Origin of the sequence: Pseudomonas cichorii, assembly GCF_018343775.1 — a bacterium.
GTDB classification, from domain to species: Bacteria; Pseudomonadota; Gammaproteobacteria; order Pseudomonadales; family Pseudomonadaceae; genus Aquipseudomonas; species Aquipseudomonas cichorii.
This window is the reverse complement of sequence record NZ_CP074349.1, coordinates 4,514,261-4,534,091: the sequence shown is the minus strand read 5'-3', so window position 1 is coordinate 4,534,091 and position 19,831 is coordinate 4,514,261. Positions and strand designations below refer to the sequence as shown.

The following is a 19,831-nucleotide window of genomic DNA, read 5'->3' as shown; positions in this document are numbered from 1 at the left end:
AATTATTTCCACAATTGGAGGCTCAGCGTGTTCTCTCCTGATCGACTCAAGGGCATCACCACCTTTGTCGCCGTTGCCAATGCAGGCAGCTTTACCTACGCTGCCGAGCGTCTGAACCTGACCAATTCTGCCGTCAGCAAAAGCGTGGCCCGACTGGAGAGCCGCCTGGGCATGCGCCTGTTCGAGCGTACCACCCGCACCCTGGCGTTGACGGAGGAAGGCGTTGCCTACCACGGCGTCTGCCTGCGCATTCTTGCTGAGCTGGAAGAAGCAGAAACCGCATTGCTGGCGCAACGCTCCGAACCTGTCGGGCAATTACGCATCGACCTGCCAGCCACATTCGGGCGACTAAACGTGCTGCCCCTGATTCTGAAATTTGCCGGGCAGCACCCGAGGCTGCGTCCTCGCGTCACGTTCACGGATCGCTTTGTTGACTTGCTGGAAGAGGGCATCGACCTGGCAGTACGCATTGGCGGGCCGAACGTCTGGCCAGCGGGCGTGGGGCATCGTTGTCTGGGCACCGAGCGAGTGATCTTCTGCGCCGCGCCGGCCTACCTCAAACGCCACGGCACCCCCCACAGCGCCGAAGAACTGGCCGGGCATGACTGCATCCAGTTCGGCAGAGGCGATGGCAGCACCAGCCCATGGCTGTTTGTCGATGCCCAGGGCCAACCCGAAACCCGTGCCATCGAAGGCCGCATCGTGGTGGGCAACGGCGAAGCACTGGTGGCCGCCGCAACCTCCGCATGCGGCATCGCCCAACTGGCAACCTGGCTGATCGAAGAACAACTACAGCGCGGCGAACTGGTAGAAATCCTCCCGCACCTCAGCACCGACGGCCTACCCCTTCACCTCGCCTGGCCCCGCAGCCGCGAAGCATTGCCCAAGGTGCAGGCCTTGATCGAACTGCTTGCCCAATCCCTGCGGGTGTAGGAAAGAGCGAAAGAGCTGCAAGTTACAAGCTTTTGACTTGCCGCTTGAGGCTTATAACTCCTACTCTCCAATAACCGTCTTCACCATCTGCTCATGCTCCACCGCATTCTTCGCATTGGAAATCACATTCAGAATCGCCGACCGGCTCCCGGAAGCCGCCACAACGGTCGTGCTCAACACCTTCGCGCCGCTCATGGTCGCTGAGGCATCAATCTGACGGACACCCAGGCCGTTCTTCTTGACGATTGTCTTCTCGCCCAGCTCCTTGAAATCCTTGTAACTGGAACGCTGCTGGGTCAATGTCCCGGCCACCAGACCATCCAGCACCAGGCGGTCGTTATCGCTGGCCTGCATATCCATCGGGATCGGGGTTTCCGTGACGATCAACACCCGCTTCTGCGCCTGATTGGTGTAAAGCGCGCCACTGACGCCTTGCGCAATGGCCTTCGCATCGATTTCAGGCATCTCGCCCTTCACGTAACCAGCCGGCAGCGTGAACGTCAACTTGCCGTCGAGCAACGAAGCTTTCTGGCTGGCAGCAGCCTGCTTCTCGGCAGCGGGCTTTGTCGCCGCCTGGGCACTCACAATGCCTTGGCAACTGGTCAATGCAACGCACAGCATCACGGCTTTAAGACTGAACGACTGCATGGGATGTCCTCGTTGATCACTGGCTGACAGTTTAAAAAGTTGTTTAAAAACATACACAAAGTTAAAGGTGGAGCGTGTTCATGACGTCCTGAATATACCCCGCATGCCCCGGCACTTTGGATAATCCTTACATCCCCAGAAGTCGCCACCGGCATTACCACCGGTACGAGCCACTTTCATGATCATGGTCTTTTTACAGTGCGGGCAATTGGGCGCTACAGGCTTTATGACCGGCTTGGGAGGCGCTGGTTTTTTAACCGATTCACGTACTGCAATAACCGGAGCAGCAGGTGTTTTTTCCACCGGCTCAACGGGTTGCTGCACATGAGGTTTTGCAGTCGCAGGTGATTCTGGCACGTCGCGGGGTCTGCGTCTGACCAGCCACGAAATCAGGGGCTTGCTCAGCCAGCCGGGCAGCTTCGCAGCCATATGGACAAGGGCTTCAAGGCGTGAAGGGGGTTTGCGTGACATGGCGTTGCCGGGGCGAGTCGCTTTGAAATGGACGCTCATGGTGCAGAGAACAACGGGATGAAGCAAAGGATTTATGGCTTTTCAAGCGCATGGACAGCCAGCGCCAACAGCGGCTTTTCAGTGCGGTTAAACACTCGTGCAGCAGATGTTTAAATAAACAGAGCAGGGCAATCAGTGACTCTCTTGGCCGCCAAAGCTTCTACCTCTTTACGCGTGAACGGCCGTAAAAATAAATGGCGCTTCAATCGTTTGAAAATGCAGCACAACAATAATTAAAGGCCCTGTCAACAGGGTCGATAAATATGCCAATGCGATTCCGGTTGTCACTTTGAAAGACTGTGCTAAACTTTCAAGGTACCCGGTATTTGATGAAGATTTTATCAGGGAGAGGTCTTCTAGATGCGTGTAAACATGCCTGTCACCCAGAACGAGAGAACCTTTCCCGCTTCTGAACGTTTGATTTCCACCACCGACCTCAATAGCCACATCACGTACTGCAACGATGCCTTCGTAGCGCTCAGCGGTTTTACACGTGAAGAGCTGATCGGCCAGCCACACAACCTGGTCCGCCATCCGGACATGCCACCTTCGGTCTTCGCCCACATGTGGGAAACCATCAAACAGGGCAAACCCTGGATGGGCGTGGTCAAGAACCGCTCCAAGCAAGGCGACTACTACTGGGTGAGCGCCTACGTGACCGCCGTATACGAAAACGGCCGCATTGTCGGTTATGAATCGGTGCGCTCGGTCCCGACCCGCGATCAGGTACGCCGTGCCGAAGCGCTCTATGCGCGGTTGCGTGCAGGCAAGTCTGCGGTTTCCAAGCTCGGCAGTGCGCAATACCACCTGCTGCGCCAGTTGCCGATGGTTCTCTGCGCCCTTGCCCTGATGGTGGGCGTGTACCTGCTGGACGACAATGCATCCTTCGTCATGATCCTGGTGGTATTGGTCGCCCTGGGTGGCTACCTGGAAGCCCGCCATCGAAGCAGCATCCAGAAAACCCTCGACGACCACCCCAAGGCGTTTACCAGCCCACTGGTTGCCCTGACCTACAGCGACAACCGCGGGCCTCAGGCGCAACTCGACCTGGCTTTGCTCAGCGAAGAAGCGCGCCTGCAAACCGCCTTGACCCGCTTGGTGGATACCGGCGAAAGCGTCAGAAAGCACGCCGGGCAATCGGCGCAACTGTCGCATCAACAAGCGCGCTCCCTCGATCAACAGCGCAGTGAAACCGACCAGTCCGCCACCGCGATCAACCAGATGGCGGCGACCATTCAGGAAGTCACTCACAACGTCCAAAGCACCGCCCATGCCGCCGAAGAAGCCGACAAACTGGCACAGCAAGGCCGCAACCTTGCCGATGACAGCCTGCTGGCGATTCGTCACATGGCCAACTCAGTGACCGAGATCGGCACCGCCGTCGGAGAACTGGCCAGCGCCACCCAATCCATCGGCAGCGTCGTCGACGTGATTACCGCCATTGCCCAGCAAACCAACCTGCTGGCCCTCAACGCCGCCATCGAAGCCGCTCGTGCGGGTGAACAAGGTCGTGGTTTTGCCGTGGTAGCCGATGAAGTCCGCTCGCTGGCCTCACGCACCCAGTCCTCGACTGAACAGATCCAGCAGATCATCACCTCATTGCGCGACGGTGCCGACCGAGCCGTGCAGACCGCCAGCAAAGGCGAACAGATCTCCCAGGAAAGCGTCGCCAGCGTCGAAGCCGTCCAAAAGGCCCTCGACGGCATCAGCCAGGCCGTCACCCGGATTACCGGCATGAGCCAACAAATGGCCTCCGCCTCGGAAGAACAGACCCACGTGGCGGAAAACATCAGCCAGCAAATCACCCGCATCGCCCAACTCTGCGACCAAAGCGCCGGCCAGGCGCAGCAAGGCTCACAGATCAGCAAAGAGCTGGAAGAAATGGCTGAGTACCTGCACAGCCTTGCGGAGCGGTTTAATCGATAAATGTCTTCGCGAATGAATTCGCTCCTACGGAGTTATGGGGATTTTTAAATCTCCGCACACTGAAGTAGGAGCGAATTCATTCGCGAAAAAAACCGATCGCATCAAAACCTATGGTTACTCTCTTGTCGCAGAACGGTTGACCTACTTTTTCCGATCCTTCCATATATCAAATGGTATATTTTCCTTTTTTCGGAAGAGCCCATACTTTTTCTCTTTTTTCGAAGGCATGGAAAAGCCATGGATGAAATACATGAGAAATGAAAGCCATCCCGTAACCGAGTTATCTATCTCTCCCCAGAAAGGCAATGTACTACTTCTTATCATGTGTTTATGAAAACGCATGCAAAGTAAGTTGTATATAAGGGCTATCCAGTATTTTGCATTGGAGAAATTTCTACCGGAAAATGCATGTCTTGCCCACAGGGCTGGAAGATAAATCAAGATGGTAAGTGTTAATGCCGTCAAAAAAATAAGAACTTCACGGAAGTAGTGATTTTCAACGCTCATGGTGTTGGGGATCTTTTTTTTGTGCGAACCACGGCTTTCTTTCCCAAGGTACAGCAGAGGACGAGGCGTAAGCAAAAATAAGTGCAAATGAAATCCAGCCCAGTGTCGAGCTGTCTTGGGTGCCATAAAAAGGAAGCTTTTCTTTTTCTATAAAGCGCATGTGAAGATAAATAAAGAATATGTTGTATGCCATAACTGACCAAAACTTTACCGTTGAGAAATTTTTTCCAGAGAATGCAGATCGCGCCCAAAGTGAAGGCAGGTAAAAAAGTATGGATAATGCAATAAATAATAGGCTATTCATTTTCGTGGGCTTTCCATTGGTCGTACATGCTTTCTATTGTTAGTACGTCTCCACCTCTTTCAGTGGCGAATACTTTCAAGGATGTGTTTTGATAAGCTCGTATGTGGTCTGTGCGAATATACCGAAATAGACGCCATGCATCTGGCTTTAAAATCAATCTGCCAGCGCCATATCCAGACAGCAGCAAATCAACTGATCCATATACCATATTTCCCTCAAACTCACTGCTACCTACCCGCTTTGAAAGTGTCTGATACCCTTTCCGTAACGGCCCCTCTGTATCGGTACGCCCGGTTATGAGGTTTCGTCCATTTTCATAGACGTTATTAGCTCCGTGCGCTATCAGCGGCAAACCAAATACAACGCATAGTGTACCGATTGATCCGTAGCATACGCCCACGCCTCCTGCAACTTGAAGTGAGCCTGCAATGGTTCCAACACTTTTTTTAAAAATCGCGTATGACTGACTAAGCAAACTCTCCTGCTCGTCCTTTATCGCCTTCATCCCTTGCTCGATAGTCTTATCCCCCCGCCCAACATCCCTGACAATGCTCGTCGCGTAATAAGCCACTTCCCGATTGAATTGAAGCCGGAGCATTCCATCGTTGATATGTCGAGCTGCTACGGTACAGGCCTGTCCTGCTAACAGGGACGCCGCCTCGCTTACTTTCCAAAGCTCATGACTCTTTGAGGTTTCCTTTGTGCTCAATGGTTCATTCCCCGCCCCAGAAAGCGTGTCCGCGTGTTCGGGCCGAGTGGTGAGTCCAGATGATTTCGCTGTAACGGATGGATATATGCTCTTGAGCTTCTGCACCGTTCTGCAAGATGGCGTGCGGTATATCCAGCATTAACTCGGAAATAAGCCCACCTTTTATTTCAATACTATAAAACTTCTCTTGAGGGACCTTGGGCGATGTGCGGTAGAAATCGATCATGCAATCTACAGGCTCACGATTGGCCAGAGCCTGAGCCAGCAAAGGCGAAGACTTATCAACGTTCTTGACGATAATAATCGGACGATGGGTAGCGTGCTTGATGTTTCCGACATTACTCATTTGATGAGCAAAGGACAGCACCATGATTTCATTCAGATGCCCCTCCTGGCATTTATTACCAATGGATTTCTCGTCGGAGCAACCTTCTGACATGAGGCCTTGAGTATCACCCTTGATAGTCATGTAACCGTGATGAGCCATATAAAAATCATCCTGATAAATGGCTGATCAGTTTATGGGCGAGACTTTAATGAGTATGTAGGACTATTCCGAGATTGAGTTCATCCATGGATATAAGGTGCCGCGAGGAGGGCGGTGGTCCGCTCATCTGTGAAATGAACGGGCCAGAGTAGCCCCGCAATCAACTCCCTCTGCGTTGCCTCATCACGTTCCTTGGAAAAACCTCGCCGCTCCCTGGAACCAGGTTCCATTCGACCGGCTTTGTTGCTCCTCAAGTCCCTGCCCAGGCCATGGCAACACCTGCGGTACATCCCGCAACCGGATCCACGGTTCGTTCTGCCAATGCAACATGCTCAACGATAACCCCGGCCATTGCAGCAGGCTCAGATTCGGCATGCTCTCCACTGGTGGCTCCTGCGCATCCCGCAACGCCGCGACCACCTCATTGGTAATCCAGTGCCGCAAACTGCGATGCTCGGGGTGATAGTGATGAACCAGCAACGCATATAGCCCCGACTCACTGATCATCAACGCCTCCTCAGTACGCCCATGAGTTTCCAGCCAGAGCGTACGGCGCTGGTCCGCATCAAGCTTGCTCGTGGTGCGCTCGTTGAGCGGCCAGGCAATGAGCTTGCTCAGGTCACGGGCAGAGAACCAGGCCTGGGTTTCAAGGAGGAGGGCGCGGAGTTGGCGGTTGTAGCGGAGGAAGGTGGTGGGGGTGAACGGCTCGGGTAACGGTTGCCTTCGGGATTCTTGCGTGCTCTGCATATTCATCATTTTCATACCTTGTGTGATTCAGCTTTCTTAGGGCAAGGCGCCGGGAGTTAAGAAACCCCACACAGAGGGCCGGACGTATTCCCCTTTCGGGTCTTCTATTAGTCCACTCCCGACATCACACATTTTTCAGACGCGCAGCCGCTGGCCGCAGGTACAAAAAACCGCATATCTCGGGAGCGGTCCAGCCGCTGTGTGGTTAGCGTTTCTTAGGCGCGGCGATAGGTTAGGAGGGGATGGAAGATGCAGCAAGGCTCAATGTTGTAGGACGTTTCTGGAAATGTAGATGCTGGTCGGTAAGGTAGCTCGGTGATCGCCTCCTGATGTCAATTTCAGCAATATTGCTTAAAAAGAAATCGGAGACGATTAGATATGGGCTTTTGGCTAGGTCTCAGTCACAGGCAATCAGCAGGTTGAACCATTTTTTCATTTATGTCATCGATGGATTTAACTTTATCGAAAAGAAGTCGAAAAACGACTTGGGCAATTTTAGACGCCAAAAGTGGGGGGACTGCGTTTCCTACTTGGTGGAATTGTGCAGTCCGGCTACCTTGAAAAAAGTAGTTGTCTGGGAAAGTTTGGATTCGTGCGGCCTCTCGAACGGAGAGGCTGCGACATTGAGTTGGATCATAGTGAATAAAATAATGTCCATCTTTTGAAATGTGACTTGTTATCGTTGTTGCAGGTGCATTTTCTAGTTGTACACGGAACCGATCACTGAAATCGCCGCTTTTCCAGTTTTTGTGGTTTGGGGCCAGCCCATCAATATTGAAGTCTTTATGGCCTTTTGGTGACGCATTGTGGATTTTTGCATAGATTGCTGCATATAAATACCTACGCAAATCCAATGGCATGTGTCCACGCGTTTCGTGATTTAGCCAGCAGAGAAGATTTTTATCTTGATACCAATTATCTAATAGCTCGCTACCCGTGGAGCCATCACTATTACTGTTTCTTTTTACTCTCACTCCACCAAATCCAAGTGGGACAGCAAGGCTGTTTTGGATTTGTCCAAATAATTTCCACATTTCTATATTAGTAAGGTCAATCTTGTTACGCAAAAATCTTGCTTGCTCCCGCACAATATTGGCCCAGTTTTCTTGGCTATCAGGCATTTTTGTCAGGCCGCTACGAAGCCTAGGAAGATTTTTTATGACTTGGCCGACAGATACGCTTAGTTGGTCGGGGGAAAGTACAACCTGTGTTGTTTCTGTTGGAATAGAGTCCTCGGAAATTCCAAGCAAAATCACTCTATGCCTAGCTTGTGGAATTCCATACTTCTCAGCTTTTATGATAAATGATCGTGGATCAATCTGATCCACATCGTCTCCTGGCGCAAAGTGAGCTCCAGTTACAAGAGAGTAGATATGATAGCGCTTACCAGTGCCACCCTCATGTAAGGCTTGATGAGGGTTTGAAAGATCTTTCAGGATGTTGGAAAAAATTCGTTCATTATTAACTTTAGAAGAAAGAATACCTTTCACATTCTCCATAACAAAAATTGTAGGCTGACGCTCTCGGATGATCCGCAAGTATTCTTTGTAAAGAAAATGGCGATGATCCTCTTCAGCCTTGTAATTCACATTCCCTTGGTTGCGTGAGCGACCAGCCAGTGAATAAGCTTGACATGGAGGTCCGCCAATAAGAACCCAAGGGCGTTTTTCATCTAATTTGCGATCGATAGCGTTGTCAAGAGTGCGATTACCATCTTCGCTTCCCAAGGTTATACATTGAGCTTCTTTTGCCGCCTCTTTCCAAAGTTCCTCTGTCTCTTTAGATGGCGAAAAAGATTCTAAAGATGAGTCATTGTTGCAAAAGTCGTAATATTCAGACAAATGGCTTGATTTGTACTTTTTCAGTAGACGATAAAAAGCACGCAACCGGAGGGTTTTCCAAGCCTCCACGTCTTTTTCGGCTGAAACGACTATCTCGAATCGTTGGCCATCGCCAAATGAAGTGAATCCTTCTCCGAGTCCTCCCGGCCCAGCGAAGAGGTCCACCACTTGTATGGGGAGGTTCAGTTCACCTGTAGGATCAACAGGTCTATCCTCTTGTAGGAATGTCATCTGGTCTTGGGTCATGGACATAGTCAGTCAGGAAGTCAGGTCTCGCATGATGGCGGGCATCCGCAGCAGTAACACTTCGCCAGAAATGAAGGTCCGGCGTCTGCTGCATCGTCACGGCTTCAGATACCGCCTTCACAGAAAAGATCTTCCTGGAAGGCCTGATCTGGTCCTTTCACGCTATCGGGTTTGCATCTTTGTTCATGGCTGCTTTTGGCACAGGCATCCTGGTTGTAGATATGCCACAAGCCCTAAGACTCGCGAAGAGTTCTGGCGATTGAAATTTGACCAGAACGTGATGCGCGATACCAGGAACAGAAACGAGCTGCTACTGAAGGGGTGGCGTGTTTTTGAGCTTTGGGAATGCGGAATCCGTGGGCCAGAGGCAGATATGAACTGGATTTTTGAAGCTGTGCGTGATTGTAATCAAAAATTTCTCTCATGGCCCGCCTTTCCTGTTGTAGCCAATATTTGATGGGGGGCGCCTTTCGCAAACCCGATTGAGCTTTAGACCGTAAGGTATGTGAGCCTGTTGAGAAAAAGAGCTCAAAAAAAGGGTTGAATGAGAACAATGTCTGAGCTCAGATTCTATCTTGATTCGTCAGGCAATTTTATTGTGCTTTTAGCTTGAAGCCTCATCGTAAAAAAATCTTCGTCCAGTTCGTAGACCCTCGGTCTGTCTATGCGAACCCTCTACCTCCGCTGTAATTGTGACGTTTCTAAACCAAACGCTGAGGTTTTTTATGAAAAATTCATATAAAACAATGGTTTAAGTAAATAATTTTGATCTGAAATACAAGTATCCAAGCAACCGATATGGGCTGTACGTTCAGCCAACTTCACATTTTACATGCATAGAGCGTGCCCCTTCCCAGGCAGAAAAATGATTGCATAGTGATGGCTAAAGCTTGACTGATCTTAAACATTTCGTAAATATGTAGGAAATGTTGTTGAATTTTGTAGGTTTGGATCGTGAATTATGAGTGATAAAAGAGAAAAATTTGTCCGCCTTGCTGAGCAAAGAGTGAACAGAGCGCTAAATGACATTCGATTGATCGGAAACCTTTCCAATCGTAATGCCTATAGCTTTGCTGATGATGATGTGAAAAAAATGTTCAAGGCATTGCAGAAAGAATTGGACCAAGCCAAATCGCGCTTCACCGACTCAGAGGGCGCATCCTCAGGCGATTTCAAGCTTTAGAAGCATTCAACAGATTTTTTTCGGGGAGGAGGCAGTATGGCCGGACAACCAAAGTGGAGTTTTTTACCTTTACCCACAGGGGCTAAGGCACGGGATCCTATGCAGGATGAGTTTTTCCAAGACCAATCCATTGACGGCATTGATCACGCTCTTGTTCGGGAAACCATACAAAACTCTTTGGATGCTCGTGCCAATGGGGCGCCTGCCAAGGTGGTTTTTTCTTTGGGCAAGCTTTCTGCGGAGCGTACGAGTTATTGGTTCCCAGAGGATGTCCAGGCTCATTTCTCTGCGAAGGAAATTCGGTTTTCCAGCTTGCCAAATTGGGAGAAGGAGAACTGTGCTTATTTGACTATTGAGGACTTCGGTACCAAGGGACTTGAAGGGAAGATCGACTCGTTTGATCCTGTAGAGGGAGGAAATTTTTACCATTTCTTTCGGGCGGAAGGTGTCTCAAACAAAAAAGAGGGTGACCGAGGTAGTTGGGGGGTAGGTAAGATAGTGATTCCGCGCTCCAGTAGAGTGCGATCATTTTTTGCAATTACACGTCGAGCCTCTGGACCGGGCATGCATTTAATGGGGCAGACAATCCTCCGGCATCACGAGGTTGATGGCGTTCGATATACACCGGATGGTTGGTTCAGCCGTGATCAGGAAGGTTTACAGGTTCCTTATACGGATGATGAAACCACTTCTCGGCTGATTGATGACTTCTGCTTAGTTCGCATGGATGAGCCAGGTTTGGGTTTAGTAATACCGTGGATCTATGAAAAATATTTGACGTTTGAGCGGCTTAGGTCTGTGATTGCTAGGGAGTATTTCATTCCTATCTTGGGAGGGCAGTTAGTCATAGAGTTGAGAGATCATGAAACCGGTGCTTGCCAAAGGTTTGATGCTCGTAGCTTTGCTGATTTAAAGCTTCTAGCATCTGAAGATGATCAATTTCAAGACACTGTTCAACTTGCAGGAAATCTTTTACGGCTAGATAAAATAGAACCTTTAGTTGTTGATGTCGTCAAAGAGTTAAATGAAAATGATGTATGCTATGATTGGGGTAGCTATAAAACAGCATTACCACCTCAAGATATTGAATCTGCTCTTGAACAAGGCCGGATTTTGCACTTTCGAGTGCCGATAGTGATTAAACCTGCTTTAGGAATAGCTGATACTGGAGTCTTTGATGTATTAGTTAAAAGAAAATCTGGCCGTCACTATCCTGTATATGTTCGCGATGGTCTGATTATCCCAAATCAGCCTACCCGAAAACGTACTCCTGATTGTGTTGTATTGATCCATGCTTCTAATAGTGTAGTTTCTGATGCTTTGCGACGCTCTGAGTGTCCTGCTCATACTGATTGGAAATATACTAGGGATAAATTTCAAGAGCAAAAATATAGTCTGAGCAATAAATTAATTCCTTTTGTCCGTGATAGTGCTTTAAAATTGCTAGAAAAGCTTTTTGTCCAAGAGGGGAAGTCTGACTATAACCTTTTGGCGGCTCTACTTCCGCTTCCGTTTGATGGCGGTTCTCTTCAAGATTTGCAAGGGGCAGGTCACGGTTTACGTAGAAAAGAAAAAGAGATTTTATCTCAAACGGATAACGTAGGCCTTTTAAATATTCCTACGCCGGCTCCGCGCTGTTGGACACTTCGACAGTCTAAGGGTGAGATTCGACTTGCGGGAAATCCTGACGGTTTCGTTACTGATAAAGGCTATATACTTACTCTCTCGGCAGCTTACGATCTTCATGGTAGGAATCCATTTAAAGCTCACTCAAAATTTGATTTTGATCTTTTGAAAGCAGCTAAAAATGGAGTTGATGAAAAAAGTAATTTTCAAGTGGCTATAAATAAGCATGCCACAATAAAGTCTGGTGGGTACGGGACTCTGATTGTTCATGTGTCTGACCCAAGCTTTGAAATGGTTTTTTGTCCCGCTGACCTGAATCGTGATTTGATTATGAAGGTAGGCTCTGTTGCTGTTGAGCAGATATCGGGAGATGATGAGGAGATAGATATATGAGTCGTCGTTTCAATTTCACCGGCCGGGCTAAAATCCTTAGAGAGCATCTTCAGATTTTTGTGGTGGCTAGTGAGAGTCAGCTAACATGTCGCGTATTTCTCAATCTTACAAATTATAGAATTCCTGCAGATGCCCAAGTCATGATTGAGGCTGCTCGCGGCCGTGTATTACGCGTCAGGCACAGTTGGGGCTTGGCTGGTAAGGCGTTAACAGCTGATGGCGCGTTCTCGGAGTTTGATATTTCTTCTCTCGGTGATCAAGAGGGACTGTCATTTCGAGTACTTGTCGTTGAACCAGAAACTCGTCGTTTATTGGCTAGCGCGGAGAGTGTAAGTGCCAATGATGATATGGGGGATCAGACTCCTCAACGCTCACTCCTTCCTATTGTAATGCGCGATCTTCAGGGCGGGATTTGGGAGTTGGAGGATATGGAGGAAAATCCTACCCTTGTTCTTGATATCAATCTTGGAACTAAACAGGAAATAAAATCGAGTCCGGTTCTATCTGCTCTTCTTCCTGGGGTAATTAGAACTATTTTAGTTTCTTTGGTTCATGATCAAGAAGGTGTAGGTGGGGATGATGATGGATACTCTGATTGTAGTTCTGATAGATGGCTGTCTTTGGGAGTGAAATGGGCAGGCTGCCCACTTCCTGACAACCTAGATCATCGCGATATAGATAATTGGGCACAAAAGGCTGTCACTGGTTTTTGTCGAGAAAAAAAATTGCGACATCAACTTGCTAGTTTTATTACTCAAGAGGGTTAAACATGGAAATGTTACAGATGCGATCCTTCAAGCCCGAGGGAATTGACCAAGCAAGAGTTTGGTTAGGTGAAGCTAGGAAAGCGTTCAACGGGAAAGTAACACCAGGCCTTCTGGACAGTCCTACCTTCACCCAGCCAGCAGGTAGTTTGATTCCAGCAGAGATTTTTGGTCCAGGTGCGTTCAATACAAAGCTCTCTCTCGCAAAGGCTCTGGATAAGGCCATCAAGACCTCTGGTTTAGACGAAAAAGCCTTGGAGAATGACCAAGGTTTTTGGAGTTGGATGGCAATCCAGTTTGCTGATAGGTTTGTTACGACTAAAGGGAGTTTCGGTGAAGATGCTCTATGGGTCTATGAGTATGGTAATTGGAGAAAAGTATATAGGCATAAAATGGCTCCTTTGTGGTTGGTTTACCGCTCTCACCGAGAGAATCCCCAGTGTCTCCAAGCAGTACTTTCAATTCCTGTCAATAAAACAGGTGAGGTGTTTGAACAGATGATGTCTAGAAAGTGGATTGTTCTCAGTCCAGGTATTATGACTCTTGTGACTAAGCTTTATTTTGAGGAGCAAAAAGGGATATTGAAAAAAGGTAGTGGAGGTAAAGGAGAAGGTGCTGCTCGGCGACTTTCTACGGTTCTTGATCAGTTAAGGCTTACTTACGATATTGAGGATTTGAGTTGGGATGCTCTTGCTGAAATGTTACCAAATGATTTCAAGAGGTTTGTTTGATTGTCTAGTGGTTTGTATTTTCTGTATGGTTTTTTAGATTTATAAAAACCAAGTTCAATGTCCTTGAATTTGGTTTTTGGTGCGGTTTCAGAAGATTTACTTCCTATATTCGGCTGCTTGTAGGAGGGGGGTTAAAAAATCGATTATGTAGCGCTTTTGTTCATCTAGTGTTTTTAACTTTTTCGACCAGCCTAAGTGTTTTGAGATGAAGTCTGATTTTGAAGAGTCTGAAAAATACGCAGTTTTGGCTTTGGCCAGTGAGTATAAATTAATGAGCTGAGTTCTAATCGGTTGTGTAAGCTCTCCGAAGCCTATGGGACTACTCGAATAGACCAAGGCTTTATTAGGGCTGATGGCTATAACGAAAAGTGGTTTGCTTAAATAGTGTCCCCAGCGTGAAGTCGGATAATCCGTACAAATCAAATCTCCCATATTGCATTCATGCTCTTGCATTTCAGAAGCTAGCAGGCCGTCCGAGAATGCTTGTTGGAAAAGTGGCTGGATCTCATTTTGTGCTAATAGTCCGAATATATACCCGCCTAGTGATTTCGTTTTCTTGAAATAGTCAATCACATCATCAATAGCTTTGTGAGTCCCAGCTTTAGTAGCCTTCATTTGGGAGCGTAGCTTCTCCAAATCATCTTTGATATTCATCGTTTCTAGAATTTCTGGATGCCTAGCTTCAAGACATGTCAGGTAATTAGCAAGCTTTTGTCTATCAGATTTATCCCATAATGCTATTCTCTCCGCTCGTGCTTTTTCGAGAATTTTATATCCAGACTCGTCAATTAGGGGGGTCACAATAGTTGACTCAATCTCGAATCCACCGTCTGGAAAATCTATGCGATAGAGGTCGTCAACTGAGGCTGTATGTTTGATCGCCACCTCTTTAACTTCAAAGACTCCGGTTGAAGGAATTTCTCTGTATCGAATGATTCTCCCCTCGGAAGACTGCCAAGCTTTCAAAAAGTGCTGCGGGACAAAATGATGATTTCTTGGTGGTTGTTTTTTCATTTGTAGGGTCGTGTTGTGAAAAAGGTTCTGGTTAAAATTGAGTTAATGGTTGTTAAATGATTGTATTAATAGGTTTTCAGTTTTTTTGATATTCAATGTTGATCCAATTATCATAAGTGTTTCCGAATGATTTGAAAAGTTTCGAGATTTTTTCCTGAGCATAGATTATATCAGTCGGTGGGTGTTTGATGAATCTATAGCCACCGATCAATCGTATTATGAATAAGTGTAGTGTGTCTGATATTAATCGATTTAAATGCACTGAATGAGCAGATATTTTTCTCTCAACGCTTCGAGCGTCGCGATCCATCGGAATGGATACTCCTTGATAGTCTGCGTGCTGAATATGACTTGCTACGGAGTAGCTATGCGCTAAACCTATTAGGTTTTTAAGAATGGGGTCACTGTTTTTTTGGAATTCACGTATCATTCCTGTAAAACCCCAGCGCCCATCTAAGGCGCGCTGATTTTTGTAGTCAAATTTTGATTTTATTTCTTCTCTTTCTGTCTCGGTGAATAACCTGTCAGTAAGAGGCTTCCAGTGTTGGTCGTTTGGGTTGTCTAAAACCTCCAATAAGTCTTTGATCTTTCTCTCATCTTTCAATAGACCTGCCCAAAATTGCTCATTGCTATATTCTGTGTGCCGACTTTTAAAATTTTCATGGTTTTGAACTATATAACAAAACTTTATGGAGGCTTCACATACAGACCTCAAGGTCAGTTCAGCATCCCAAAGTTGTCCATAAGATGCCAGTAGAAGTGTGCTTTCCGAAGAGCGTGCGGATGCTGTTAATAACATTCCTAATGTTTGTTGCTCTTCTTTTGTCCAGTGCTCATACTTTGCTACCGGTGTCATTAGGGGTAATAGGTCCCTTAGTAAGAATAAGGCTTTTTCTGATAGGAGTCTTTGTTCGGTAATTAGTTCGTCGCTGTACATGTGATTGCCCTTGGTTTGCTTATTGAAAGCGCTGAAGTGTATGGCTATTTTGTTGGGTGTGACTTTTATAGTTTTCAGGAAAATAATTTGATTTCGGTGTCTCGTAAGTTTTTAAAATTCGCACATGGGGTTTTATCATTAATGAGCTCGCTCATCAACTGATTTGAGTTTTTTTGGCGGGGACGCTAAACGCCAATTTAGTTGGGTAAGATAGTTGTCCGCCATTGCCACGCTTATATCCTACTCCAGTGCATAAAAGATAGGTTGTTCGGTAAAACCCTAAGACATGGGCTATTTTGCCCTGCACGCTTCAATATCATCCTGCTCTTTCAATCCCGTATTGATCCCCAACCGATACCAACAGTAATCAATAATCAGCTCCCGCTCCTCATCACTAAGCCGCTCAACCCTCCTAACCTCCCCATCATTCGCATGAATATTGTAAAACTTTACCTGAAACGTTGGATGCTTCTTGATAAAAACAACCGTTTCAATATCCCCATCCTCAAGTGCTTCGTAATACCCGACATACAGCACAACCAGCACAGCCAAGGCTGCTACGACAATCAGTTTTTTCATCATTACGCAGCCAGAGCTCGCGGAGGCGTTAGCTGGCAATGACCTGCAAACCATGGATGAATACTGTCCATCGATAAGTACATCATGACAATTGCCCTACAAACGCTCCGATAAAGTATTCGATCCATCCAGCCCCGGCTCATTGCCAAGCAATCTGGCACGCCACACAGGCAATTCACTCTCATCCACATCCAGACGCTTGAGCCATTGATCAGCCGACCAGCCAACCAGGCGCAATTCACCATCATGCGAGCCGCCGTGCAGGGAGCCTACAGTTTCATAGCGAATGCCTTTGAGTGCATGATTCAGCAGTACATACGTTGCCGGTTTCGGGTCTTCGGCATCACCGCTCAGGTATGGATAGGCTCCGGCTTGTATCAGCAAGGCTTCCTCGCAACGGTAGAGGGCGAAGTGGCTCGGTGGTAGTTGCGTGCGCAATGCTTCCAGTCCGCCTGCCAACTCCAGCCGTTCTTTATCAAGCAGTGTCAGCCAACTGACCGTTTTGATCTTGCTGGCTTTGAATTGCGGGCGATTAGCCAAGAGCGCCGCAGTGCCTACATCCAGTCCGGGCATGCGTGTGGCCATGGAGGCTTCTGTGGGTTGGTTGTCATCCCGTTTGGTTATCGAGAGGTTATAGGCATGGCCTGCGTAGCCCTGTATTGGATTCAGGCGTTTCGAGAAGTCGATAAACAGTTGCAGAAACTTGAGCGGGTTCTGCTCCTGATACAGCAGGGGAACGGAGAACTCCAGAACGCTCAGGTCGTCTCCCATTTTGGCTTCCCAGGCAGGCTGGCCAAAAAACTCGAAGTACCAGGCACTGGCATCGTCAGGTTGCTTGCCGCTCGTGTAGTAAAAGCTCAGAGGATAATCCTCGTCCATGGCCGCCAGCATTTCGCGCAGGGGTTTGGCTTTACTGTATGGCGTTAGCGGTTTTCCCTCTGGCGGTTCTTCGCGCCATAGCCAGGTGAGATGGGGCTCGGCAATATGCTTGAACTCATCGAAACATTGGCACACCGCCTCGCGTACCAAAGGCGTATGGGCTCCCTTGAAATAGAGTGTGCCGCGCAGGCAAAGTACGGCACCTACATAGTTTTCAGGGCCACCTTTCATCAGCAGGTTGCCGGGCATTTCAAGTAGTTGCGGTTGCTTTGCAAGTTCCTCAGCCATGTTGAATTCTGGTTTCATGAAGTCTTCTCCGAATCAATAGGCGGGGATTGTTGGTCGAGGGGTGCGACCACGGCTCAGGATATATACCACTGCACTTGCGACGCTCGCGGCCCATCCTAATTGTTCAACTGGCACCTCGGACTTCTGTTCTTCCTGATTACAGTCGCAGTCGGTAGATTTCATTTCGACGACCTTGTTCGGATCACCGGCGATCTTCTGGTAGGCATTTGTCTGCCTACTATTTGGGGGATCTGGTGGGAACTTCATTTCCACCACCTGCTTTATATTGTCCTGCGTGGGCGGCTTGCCTGCATCCTTGACGATCACCACGTCGGGCCGGCGAATCATGCCGCGGCCAGGTTTGAAGGGCGGGTGTTCCGGGTCGTCATTCCAATACTTTTCGATCCAGCCGGGTATCCAGCCATGTGGGTTGTGTCCGGTCTGGCTGTCCAGGATAGGTTGTGGTGGGTTCTTGGTCATGTCGTAGCTGACCTCGGGCTTATATGGGCTGCGTTTATGAAGAAGCTCGTCCAGCTCTCCCAAACGCTGAGCCACGCAGGCCTGTTTAAGGTTTTTGCCATCCTGACTGATGTTGGGCGTGCTGCTGCAGTAGCAGATCGCCGAGCACAGGATTTTTTTGTCTTGTGGGTCGAGGCTAGGTTTCAGAATACCGACCGGGTTGGTCTTGCCTTCAGGGCTCATGCCGCCCTGAGATATGCCGGGCTGATCGCTCATGCTTCGTCTTCCTGCACCAGATCGATGTGAATGGATGCAGGGGTATCGTGGTTGACCCACGATGTCATGCCTTGTGCATCGGTCATGCTGATGGCACTCCAGCCATCACTGGACCATACCTTGACCTTGCGCCCGGCAACGGGTTTGCCGGTTGCTTGGTCTATAAGCAGGAAGCGTCCGGAATACGGGGCTTTGTTGATGTTCAAGGGTGTGATGGGGATAAACGGCGCAGGTGTATGTGTATCACCAATTATCACTGTCCCGGACCCGCCGATCACGACGTCCCCATGCGCGCCGGTCGTGCCGACGAGTGCAGCGTTTTTACCATTGATAAATACGGTAGCGGATACAGCTGAAGCCAAGGCGCTGCCACACGTACAGGTATCGCCTTGTCGGGCTGCTGCGAGCCCATCGAAGAATACGTCAGGTGATCCAGAGGATATTGCTTTGGCCCCATGCCCTGGCATTGGGCAACTGATCGGATCGCTTATGCGTGCGGCAGGCTTTGCCATATGTGACTCCATGTCAGCAGACTTTAGCAATGGGGGACTTTATCAGAACTTCTGTGAAAACGAAGCGGGTCTGGGCCTTGCGGTTTGACTGGCATCGAGCGCAGATCAATCCCGGTGTACTTGCCACTGCATTATTTTGAGCGAGGAATTCGTTGACTGAACTTCAGTTTTCGCGGGCAAGCGCGCTCCTACGGGTTGGTCGTAAGATATTGAATTTATTTGGATGGCTTCTTTGCGCTGTCGCGGGCAAGCCCCCTCCCACGGGTGCGCATTCGTTCTCAAGTGCTGCGTGAAGGCTACTGTTCACACCTATTCCTCGAAGCATCCTTTCAACCGATCCCGAAAGCTCTTTATCAGTGGCTCCTTCGATCTCCCGCGTCTCAACGCCAGTGAAAACGGGGCCTGATAGCCGAACGTAGTTGGCAGCAGCACTTTCAGCCGTTTCTGATCCACCCAGAATTGCGCGTAGTGTTCCGGCAAGTAGCCGATGTAGGCCCCGGACAGTACGAGTATCAGTTGCGCTTCCATGGATTCGACCGTCGCGGCGCTGTGTTTGAAGCCGTGGCGGGCGAGTTCGGCCTGGCTCCAGTAGCCGCGGCCGACCATGCGTTGTTGGGTGATGACTTCGGCGGGGATGCGGCGCTGGTCGAAGAGTTCGTGGCGGTCGCTGCAATACAGCCAGTGCTGTTCGCGGTACAGGCCTTGGTACATGAGGCCGTTCATGCGGATGGAGAAGGCGCCGATGGCGAGGTCGATGCGGTTTTCCTGTAAGCCCAGTTGCAGTTGCGCGGGGCTGAGTACCGAGAGGTGCAGGTGTACGGCGGGGTGTTCTTTGCTGTAGGCGCCGATGACGTCGGCCAGTGGCAGGGCCGGGTCGCTGACGGTGTTGTCGAGCACGCCGAGGTTGAGGGTGCCGCGCAGTTCGCCTTTGAGGGCGGCGCTGTAGCGCTCGAAGCCTTCGAGTTCAGCCAGCAGGCGCAGGGTTTCCTGGTGGAAGAGTTCGCCTTTGCTGGTGAGGCTGAAGCCGCCGCGGCCTCGGTGGCAGAGTACGAGGCCGAGCTGGGTTTCGAGCTGGCTCATGTAGGTGCTGATGGCGGAGGTGGAGAGGTTGAGTTCCTGTTGTGCGGCGGCAAAGCCCTGATGGCGTACCACGCTGGCGAAGATGCGCAGCAGTTTGAGGTCGGGCAGGGCTGAGGACATGGGCGCTCCTGTGAATATGGCTGTCGCCAGCAAGCTGTCTCCCACAGGGATTGGTCGGGCTGGTACGAGGTGGCAGTGTATCTGGCGATAGTTTAGAAATCTCTGAACTAATTATTTGCTGGCAGCGATGTG

22 protein-coding genes and 1 pseudogene are annotated in these 19,831 nt (G+C 49.3%); 8 read left to right on the top strand and 15 right to left on the bottom strand.

Features of this window, described 5'->3' with window-relative positions; translation table 11 throughout:
* Nucleotides 1-27 precede the first annotated feature (27 nt).
* On the top strand, nt 28-933 hold the full coding sequence (locus tag KGD89_RS19245; protein ID WP_025261395.1) for a LysR family transcriptional regulator: 906 nt from the start codon (nt 28-30) through the stop codon (nt 931-933).
* 60 nt (nt 934-993) lie between these two features.
* Here KGD89_RS19245 and KGD89_RS19240 read toward each other — a convergent pair whose 3' ends face one another.
* Complete coding sequence (locus KGD89_RS19240; RefSeq protein WP_025261394.1) at nt 994-1,581, bottom strand: DcrB/PsbP domain-containing protein; 588 nt, start codon at nt 1,579-1,581, stop codon at nt 994-996.
* A gap of 78 nt (nt 1,582-1,659) precedes the next feature.
* Entirely contained in the window at nt 1,660-2,091 is a 432-nt protein-coding gene (locus KGD89_RS26485; protein ID WP_371856560.1) for a topoisomerase, read from the bottom strand.
* A 360-nt stretch (nt 2,092-2,451) separates the two neighbouring features.
* On the opposite strand from KGD89_RS26485, the pseudogene KGD89_RS26480 reads away from it, so the two are divergent.
* Nucleotides 2,452-2,733, top strand: a pseudogene (locus tag KGD89_RS26480) (PAS domain-containing protein); the annotation flags it as partial.
* 249 nt (nt 2,734-2,982) lie between these two features.
* Nucleotides 2,983-4,017, top strand: a complete 1,035-nt coding sequence (locus KGD89_RS19230) for a methyl-accepting chemotaxis protein (RefSeq protein WP_371856563.1) — start codon at nt 2,983-2,985, stop codon at nt 4,015-4,017.
* A gap of 141 nt (nt 4,018-4,158) precedes the next feature.
* On the opposite strand, the gene KGD89_RS19225 is transcribed toward KGD89_RS19230, so the two are convergent.
* The 6 genes from KGD89_RS19225 to KGD89_RS19200 form a co-directional block, all read right to left on the bottom strand.
* A complete protein-coding gene (locus tag KGD89_RS19225; RefSeq protein WP_025261392.1) occupies nt 4,159-4,524 on the bottom strand; it encodes a hypothetical protein in 366 nt (121 codons plus the stop codon).
* A complete protein-coding gene (locus tag KGD89_RS19220) occupies nt 4,514-4,828 on the bottom strand; it encodes a hypothetical protein (protein ID WP_143008670.1) in 315 nt (104 codons plus the stop codon). Before KGD89_RS19220 ends, KGD89_RS19225 begins: the two co-directional genes overlap by 11 nt.
* Nucleotides 4,821-5,537, bottom strand: a complete 717-nt coding sequence (locus tag KGD89_RS19215) for a DUF4225 domain-containing protein (RefSeq protein ID WP_025261391.1) — start codon at nt 5,535-5,537, stop codon at nt 4,821-4,823. Before KGD89_RS19215 ends, KGD89_RS19220 begins: the two co-directional genes overlap by 8 nt.
* Before the next feature lie 4 nt (nt 5,538-5,541).
* On the bottom strand, nt 5,542-6,024 hold the full coding sequence (locus KGD89_RS19210) for an Hcp family type VI secretion system effector (RefSeq protein ID WP_025261390.1): 483 nt from the start codon (nt 6,022-6,024) through the stop codon (nt 5,542-5,544).
* A 183-nt stretch (nt 6,025-6,207) separates the two neighbouring features.
* Nucleotides 6,208-6,780 (bottom strand): BRO-N domain-containing protein, encoded by a 573-nt coding sequence (locus KGD89_RS19205; RefSeq protein WP_025261389.1) that lies wholly within the window; start codon nt 6,778-6,780, stop codon nt 6,208-6,210.
* A 392-nt stretch (nt 6,781-7,172) separates the two neighbouring features.
* Nucleotides 7,173-8,858 carry a DNA cytosine methyltransferase gene (locus tag KGD89_RS19200; RefSeq protein ID WP_236250075.1) on the bottom strand — a complete coding sequence of 562 codons (1,686 nt, stop codon included), beginning with the start codon at nt 8,856-8,858 and terminating at the stop codon, nt 7,173-7,175.
* On the opposite strand from KGD89_RS19200, the gene KGD89_RS19195 reads away from it, so the two are divergent.
* The 5 genes from KGD89_RS19195 (at nt 8,857) to KGD89_RS19175 (ending at nt 13,555) form a co-directional block, all read left to right on the top strand.
* Complete coding sequence (locus KGD89_RS19195; RefSeq protein WP_074568809.1) at nt 8,857-9,315, top strand: very short patch repair endonuclease; 459 nt, start codon at nt 8,857-8,859, stop codon at nt 9,313-9,315. The two genes, KGD89_RS19200 and KGD89_RS19195, sit on opposite strands and share 2 nt — an antisense overlap.
* Before the next feature lie 504 nt (nt 9,316-9,819).
* A complete protein-coding gene (locus KGD89_RS19190) occupies nt 9,820-10,041 on the top strand; it encodes a hypothetical protein (protein WP_025261387.1) in 222 nt (73 codons plus the stop codon).
* Between the two features lie 36 nt (nt 10,042-10,077).
* Complete coding sequence (locus tag KGD89_RS19185; protein ID WP_143008671.1) at nt 10,078-12,060, top strand: hypothetical protein; 1,983 nt, start codon at nt 10,078-10,080, stop codon at nt 12,058-12,060.
* Nucleotides 12,057-12,827 (top strand): adenine nucleotide alpha hydrolase family protein, encoded by a 771-nt coding sequence (locus KGD89_RS19180; RefSeq protein ID WP_038399989.1) that lies wholly within the window; start codon nt 12,057-12,059, stop codon nt 12,825-12,827. Before KGD89_RS19185 ends, KGD89_RS19180 begins: the two co-directional genes overlap by 4 nt.
* Before the next feature lie 2 nt (nt 12,828-12,829).
* Nucleotides 12,830-13,555, top strand: coding sequence for a hypothetical protein (locus KGD89_RS19175; protein ID WP_025261385.1), 726 nt, complete (start codon nt 12,830-12,832; stop codon nt 13,553-13,555).
* 96 nt (nt 13,556-13,651) lie between these two features.
* On the opposite strand, the gene KGD89_RS19170 is transcribed toward KGD89_RS19175, so the two are convergent.
* The 7 genes from KGD89_RS19170 to KGD89_RS19140 form a co-directional block, all read right to left on the bottom strand.
* A complete protein-coding gene (locus tag KGD89_RS19170) occupies nt 13,652-14,569 on the bottom strand; it encodes a DUF4238 domain-containing protein (RefSeq protein WP_081741952.1) in 918 nt (305 codons plus the stop codon).
* Nucleotides 14,570-14,645: 76 nt separating this feature from the next.
* Nucleotides 14,646-15,506, bottom strand: coding sequence for a DUF5677 domain-containing protein (locus KGD89_RS19165; protein ID WP_074568810.1), 861 nt, complete (start codon nt 15,504-15,506; stop codon nt 14,646-14,648).
* Between the two features lie 291 nt (nt 15,507-15,797).
* Nucleotides 15,798-16,085, bottom strand: coding sequence for a hypothetical protein (locus KGD89_RS19160; protein ID WP_025261382.1), 288 nt, complete (start codon nt 16,083-16,085; stop codon nt 15,798-15,800).
* 96 nt (nt 16,086-16,181) lie between these two features.
* On the bottom strand, nt 16,182-17,270 hold the full coding sequence (locus KGD89_RS19155) for a DUF3396 domain-containing protein (protein ID WP_025261381.1): 1,089 nt from the start codon (nt 17,268-17,270) through the stop codon (nt 16,182-16,184).
* 15 nt (nt 17,271-17,285) lie between these two features.
* The gene (locus KGD89_RS19150) at nt 17,286-17,987 is read right to left on the bottom strand and encodes a VRR-NUC domain-containing protein (protein ID WP_025261380.1); all 702 of its coding nucleotides are present in this window, start codon (nt 17,985-17,987) and stop codon (nt 17,286-17,288) included.
* Entirely contained in the window at nt 17,984-18,499 is a 516-nt protein-coding gene (locus tag KGD89_RS19145; RefSeq protein ID WP_025261379.1) for a PAAR domain-containing protein, read from the bottom strand. Before KGD89_RS19145 ends, KGD89_RS19150 begins: the two co-directional genes overlap by 4 nt.
* A 309-nt stretch (nt 18,500-18,808) precedes the next feature.
* The gene (locus KGD89_RS19140) at nt 18,809-19,699 is read right to left on the bottom strand and encodes a LysR family transcriptional regulator (RefSeq protein ID WP_025261378.1); all 891 of its coding nucleotides are present in this window, start codon (nt 19,697-19,699) and stop codon (nt 18,809-18,811) included.
* Nucleotides 19,700-19,831: the final 132 nt, after the last annotated feature.